This window comes from Thiolapillus sp. (genome assembly GCF_048562965.1).
GTDB classification, from domain to species: domain Bacteria; phylum Pseudomonadota; class Gammaproteobacteria; order Chromatiales; family Chromatiaceae; genus Thiolapillus; species Thiolapillus brandeum_A.
Window position 1 is genome coordinate 1 of sequence record NZ_JBHNMF010000184.1, and the last position, 6133, is coordinate 6133.

Genomic DNA, 6133 nt, shown 5'->3' on the forward strand with positions numbered 1-6133 from the left:
GGTGCGCTCGACCGACTCGATAAAGGCGCGCCTGTTGAGTATCGCCGCTGGAGCCACACCCACATTGACAGAGGCAGCGGCAGCTTTTTCATAATCGGGATATTGGGCATCGACGGTTTGCGCAATCATCGAAACCCCGTCCCCCGTCATTCTGAAATGACGGTGGCTGAACCCCAGGCTCACCTTTCCTGTAATGTGCTGCAATACGCGCCCCAGGGCCACTACATCACTATGTCCCAGGAGTGCGCGAAAACAACCATGATCACCATCGGTGAGCTGGGACACTGACAGGCAGACGCCATTCGTGGCGACCAGGGATACGCCCCGGTCGCCCTTTGCATCAAAGAGCAGGGTGTTCATCTGGTAGCGAACATCATTCTTTGGGATGGCGAATTCGCATCGCCTGATTGCCTCACGGAGAACCCCTACGGGCACACCAGTAATTTGCTGCAGAGGGGCCTCGGTTTCTATGCGCGGGAACATTTCCCCTTTGAGGGAGTTCATTTTCCATCGTCCCCGTTGGCCCAGCAATTCACAATGGGCACCCTTTTCCTCGCCGCCAACCCGTGACAGGCAGAGCACTTGATCTTCCATGGCGGGAATCAGCCCTGTCAGGTGCAGAGAGGGCACCGTATAGGATTCATCGCCGCTGGTTTCTTCAGCAGCCATCGCCGCCTCTATTTCCGAGCGCCCATCGGACACAACAAGCCTTACATTGCGCTCCCGGACATCAACCAGATACCCGTGAAAGGCGGGCAATACGGTAACAGGCTTCAGTGCTTTTAGAATGTCGAGTGTCCTTTGAAACTCGGCTCTTTCTGCTTTCAACATACCAGAATCCTTGTATTTATGTACGGCTTAATATTATAACTGCCGCCAATATCCTGCAACTATTATTGTACGGCGGTAAAATAGTCAACCACATGGCCCGGAACGCAAAACACCAAGAGGGCGTTATCCCGGGCTACAGAAAAAACCGGCAGGTTTTCATGGGCCTTTATATATAATGTTTTTGTACGGCGTTTTATTGGTAAGCGGACAAGCTAAATATCGACGAGGTAACGGCACGATGGAACACAGAGAGTGGTGTGAGGAAAACAACTACCCAGGTCGCAATTGCAACTGCGGCGCCAACCCTGTAGTGCCTGAAATACCTGAAATGCCTGCACCATGGTTACTCCCCCCGCTTAATGAGTGGGCGATAGTTGGCATGAATCACTACCATGTGGATGGTAAACGATACCTGTTTGTGTCAATGGAAAAAGATGGGCGTTGCATTAAAGCCGAAGGTAACGACGACCCGTTTATATGGAGAAAACTACTTCAGCTGGCCACCAATGGTCAGCGGAAGATCCGATGACAAAGGAAGCAGCGAACCCCAAACGTCCGCCAGGGCGCCCAAGGCAGGCCATCAAGGCCAGCGAACGGGTCGAGATCCGCTGTTATGCCACTCAAAAGGAAGCCTGGCACCAGGCCGCAAAGAAAGCCGGCTTCAAAACGCTTGCCGCCTGGTTGAAGAGTCTGGCGGATGAACACGCACAGGCCGAGTAGCCATCGCCCGAAAAAGGGCGCGCGCAATATGGGTGTTGCCATTTATGGTGGCCCACATCAACGCCGTCTTGCCTCTATCGTCATGTGCGTTTACTTCGGCACCCGCATTTAGCAAGGAATGAACGGCAGCAGCGTTGTTTGATATTGCACCAGCGATGAGCGGGGTGATGCTAATTCTATCCCGCGCATTAATGTCCGCCCCACCTTCAATAAGAAGATTTACTGCAGATGCACTATCTTCGTGGGCGGCCACTATAAGCGGTGTTTTCAACCCAATACATCGGTGCTCCAGGTTCGCACCCGAATCGATGAGAAGACGAAAGGTGCGAGTGTAGCCACCCACGGCGGCGTAATAGATCGCGGGAAAATCAGCGTTGCGATAGGGAAGATTGGTATCCGCTCCAAGACCAAGTAACAATCTTGCGATACCGGTCTGTCCGGTGCGGGCCGCCTCCATCAATGGGGTATATCCCCAACTGTTGTAGCCATTGATGTTCGCCCCGGTATTGAGAAGCCGGGCAATAGCGAGCATGTCACCCTTCCGAATTGCGTATGCCAAAGCGTTTTGGGTATCAGCATCATTCATCAGCATCCCTAATGCGGCCGGCTTTTTCTGGAAGAATGCGGCGTGTCATCCGCTTTGTTTATATGGCTTTCCCCATATTTCTGCCATTCCTCCATGATATCGCCTATTGCTTTACTGCCGTGGCGGCGTGCCATGGTCGTAAAATCATGGTAGTTGACCGCTTGGTTGAGCTGGTTTAACTCCTCCACCGTCATGTCGCCACGAACCTGCAGGCGTTGAAATGCGGCTGCAGTGTTGCGCAGTTCAGGTTCCAACAGGTTGTTGTTCACCATGTGCGCCGCCAGCGTTTCAGGCGTCATGTTGCTGTATGCGTAGCGCATTAGCAGGCTTCCATAGGCGGCTATCTTATCAGGGTGAACACCAACAAGCTCCGCATGTTGAGCGGGGTTAGTCATCAATCGCCCCGCAATCGCAAGCACCTTACCCGGTGCGTTCCTCGCGGCGCGATGAATGATCACATCACTCCAACTTTCGCCCAGGCCGCCGATGCTGCCATTGTAAGACACATCATTTCCTGGCGACTCTGCGCGCACCACCAGCTCATCTGCTGTCAACGGAATCCACTCTGATAACGGCGTATTGCCAGCGCGAGAGACATATTCCGGTAGATCAACCTCAATGCCAAACTGTTTGTTCAGCTCACTTATCAGAAAATTGTGCGCAATGCCTTTGTCTGTGGCGACCCATTGACCGTCTTTTTTAGATGCCACCAGGCGAATACTCACGGTTTTTTCTGCCAGGTTGATGGAATCGATACGACGCCGCAACACACAGGATTCAAACACATCACCAACACTTGCGACCTCGCCGGGTTTAACCGTGACCGGTGGAACCGGGAGAGCCGCCCGGGCGGCGGCTTCTTCCTGGTGTTTTCGCACACTATCGGGAAGCGGCTTGTCTGTGTCCTGGCCGGCCGGTTCCTTTGGGCTCAAAGCCGGTGTCAACGCTTCTAGTACACGCGCCTTGCTGATGCGCTCCGTGCCATCGAGGTAGGCGATCTCAACACCGTGGCAGTAAATCTCCCGCAGGCGAGGGGCGCCCGTGGGCTTGCGCCCTGACCGCCCAAACGTAAGGCCAAGGTCATCGTATTTCACCCCCCGCTTTTTCAACGCATCATGCTCGGCATTGCAAAGCCTGTCTTTCAGTTCCCCTTCCTCATGCAGCAACGCTTTATAGCGGCCACCGTCATCCAGTTCCAGGGTGGCCAGTTCGCGTCGGATCTCCTTGATGCGCAGCAGATCAGGATGGTCTTCACCGACCGCCGTAGTGTTTGCGGTACCGCTCGATACGCGGACTTTTTCTCCCTCTTCTTTGGATAACATCGCTTCCGTGGCCCGCAGAGCGCGCTTGTAATACAACACATGGTTTCTTCGCAGCATCAACGCACCCCGTAAGGCATCCGCCGCACTCTCTACCAAATCTTCATTCTTCGAGCCAACATAAAGCCAGATGTCATGATCGTATACCGTATCGAGGCCCTGCTCCCGTAATGCGCGATAGGCCTCAATAGCGTTTTGAAGGTTTCCCCGGGTTTCCTGGGCTTTCTTCTGTAACCGGGATAGTCGCGCCTTTGGGGTTTTGGGTTTTCCCTTGTCCCACACCCAATCCGGGTCGAAGCTGCCCTGATCGTCAGGTATTTCTTCTACCGTTGGGTACTCTGCGACAATGTGCTGTTCAAGTTCCCTGGGGAATTCCCTGCGCACCCGCTCAATGACCTCCGCATAGCTTTCCCCTGCAGGATTATCCTCGTTGGCCGGCGCGTCAGCTTCGGCGGCAACTGGTTCCACTGTATTTTTGCGGACCGCCTTTTTTTTCGTGGTTTTCTTTTTCCGTGCCGGCTTCTTAAGCGCCCCCAGTTCCTCATCAATCATGTTGAGCGCCGTACGGTAGTAGGCAACATGCCATTGGGCATCTTCCATCGCCTTGTGCAGCGCGGCACTGTCGCCGTGTTTCTCGCGGTCATAGGCGCTGACCGCATCGATGCCGCGATCTACCAGGTCTTCATAAATAGTCTCCCGGCGCATGTACTCATCCTGAAACAGCTCGCGGGTTTTCTCCAGTACGTCAATTTTCGTTTTGGCGGCTCTTGGCTTGGTGCCCGAGTACCAAATCACAGATTCACTCACCCCTTCAGGCAGAGGGGCTATCTCCGATGGATCACGGGGGTACTGAGCCAGTATGGCTTTAATCTCAGAGGGCGACAGGGGAGCAATGGCTTCCTTTGCCTGGGTGTCCGGGGCACCCAGTTCAGCCGTGGCGCCATCCAATCGATACTGCTCCCAAAGGGCGCGGACGCCGGTAATGGCGGGATCAAGTGACAGCAATGCGTCGTTGTTGGTCAACCATTCCAGCATGGAGCCCGACTGCGAAGGAAAACAGGGAAGCGCATCCACAAACCGTACGAATGCTGCCGCCTCAGTGTCTGTATCAAACGCCTCGACGATTGCGGCGCTTGGATCGTCCCCCATAATAACAATCCAGTGACCAGCATCAGGATCTGAGGCAACAATAGCGCCCTGTTGCGAAGGACGGCGCTCAGTACCTTGTGGCTGTCGTTGGTAGAACGTGGGGGGGTGATCGTGAACCACGAAGCCCTGTCCCACCATGATATCTGTTGCGTCCATTGTGTTCACCATTCGTCATTATCTTGGGCCGCGGGCTTTTGCCCGCGCGCTAACCATGGCCGTGTTTCTTTCAACAGGGGGCGGTACCGCAGCTGGATCAAGCGGCAAAGCCTCCAGGGCAATCCGGGTTTCACCCAGGCGGGACTCCCACGCCAGCGAAACCGTATTGGTTACAACGAAATCATCATGGAGGTTGCCCCGTATGGCATCTGCTAAAAGATCAGACTTGATCAGCGTGGTGCCTTTATAGGTCATCCCGCTGACACGATCATGCACCTCAATGCTCCCTTGCAACACCAACACGAAGGCATCATCCTCCTGATCGTTGTTCTCCAACAATACGGTTTCGTCATCATGGTCCGTGTGTAGGTGGGCCGCCAGGTAAGCGGGGTGTAGCTCTTTTACGTTTACGCCGGGCGGTGCGAATGCCGAAACATCCCATAGATAGCCTGTTGTGTCGTGAGGGCGCCGAAGGTGCGCGGTCTGCAATAACGGTGTCTCATAAAGACCATCATGCAGCGCCCGGGTAATGGCCATAACCGCTCGTTCTACATCACCATAGGGAGTGAGGTATTTGAATGAGAGCGCACGGTGTATCGCGGTGCCTGAATCCAGGGTTTCTTCGGTCAACACATCAATGCGCAACCCCTCATTGTTACCAACCCGCATGGCCACAAAGGGCGCGCCTGGCGGGAAGGGGGCGTCAGGTTCGCGCTCATCCCCCGTATTCTGATCATAGCCATAGGAAACCCACTCGTGAAGGTGATCCAGTGTTGTGTCCTCATCAGAAGTGCTTTTGATGTCGGACAACACATCCAGGATTTGTTGTTCTACCTCACGGAGCGACTGTTTTCGTGCGACACGCAAAAACCCGGGGTTGTCCGGGTTTGGCTCAAAGAATTCGGTGTTGATGGTTTTTGCCATAAGTCTCTCTAACAACAAGCATGAGCGTGCCCGCGAGAACGCCGTCCTGGGGCTGCCTTTACCCTTTGATGGCGCTTAATGCTTTGGCGCCGATTGCTGTGATACAGTGCTTTGCAAGAATCGCGGAATGCTTTTGGCCAGGAAAGCTGCAGCTTTCCGTTTGTGCCTGGTTCCTGTTCCAGGCGTAACCCCGGGACCAAAAGGGCATGGCCGTCGCGTTTCAGCAAATGGCGCTCAACAAGATATTGGATGCTTCTGCTCACGATTTCACGGCTGCACCCGGCTTGCCGTGCGATTTCTCGGCACGAGAGGCGAATCATCTCATCACCCCTTCCGGGTGTGTCACGATATCGCGGGGATCGGTTTTTTGGCAGTGTTCGTAATAGTCGGCGAGGAGGGGGTGTACCCCTCCGGATAGTAGTCATCTTGGTTATCAGCGTTTTCCTTC

Annotated in this window: 4 protein-coding genes; all 4 read right to left on the reverse strand. The window is 54.5% G+C overall.

Features of this window, described 5'->3' with window-relative positions:
- A partial coding sequence (locus ACOCD2_RS10665) for a hypothetical protein (RefSeq protein WP_419582687.1) occupies window positions 1-831 on the reverse strand: 831 nt, incomplete at its 3' end.
- Window positions 832-1492: 661 nt separating this feature from the next.
- Entirely contained in the window at window positions 1493-2137 is a 645-nt protein-coding gene (locus tag ACOCD2_RS10670) for an ankyrin repeat domain-containing protein (RefSeq protein WP_293680077.1), read from the reverse strand.
- An 8-nt stretch (window positions 2138-2145) separates the two neighbouring features.
- Window positions 2146-4761 (reverse strand): hypothetical protein, encoded by a 2616-nt coding sequence (locus ACOCD2_RS10675; RefSeq protein ID WP_293680074.1) that lies wholly within the window; start codon window positions 4759-4761, stop codon window positions 2146-2148.
- A gap of 18 nt (window positions 4762-4779) precedes the next feature.
- Window positions 4780-5685: a hypothetical protein gene (locus ACOCD2_RS10680; protein ID WP_293647943.1), complete on the reverse strand. Its 906-nt coding sequence runs from the start codon at window positions 5683-5685 to the stop codon at window positions 4780-4782.
- Window positions 5686-6133 lie beyond the last annotated feature (448 nt).

Bases quoted from the DNA above. Each gene is read 5' to 3' on its own strand.
- ACOCD2_RS10670 (WP_293680077.1), bottom strand. From the start codon at position 2,137: ATGAATGATGCTGATACCCAAAACGCTTTGGCATACGCAATTCGGAAG.
- ACOCD2_RS10675 (WP_293680074.1), bottom strand. From the start codon at position 4,761: ATGGACGCAACAGATATCATGGTGGGACAGGGCTTCGTGGTTCACGAT.
- ACOCD2_RS10680 (WP_293647943.1), bottom strand. From the start codon at position 5,685: ATGGCAAAAACCATCAACACCGAATTCTTTGAGCCAAACCCGGACAAC.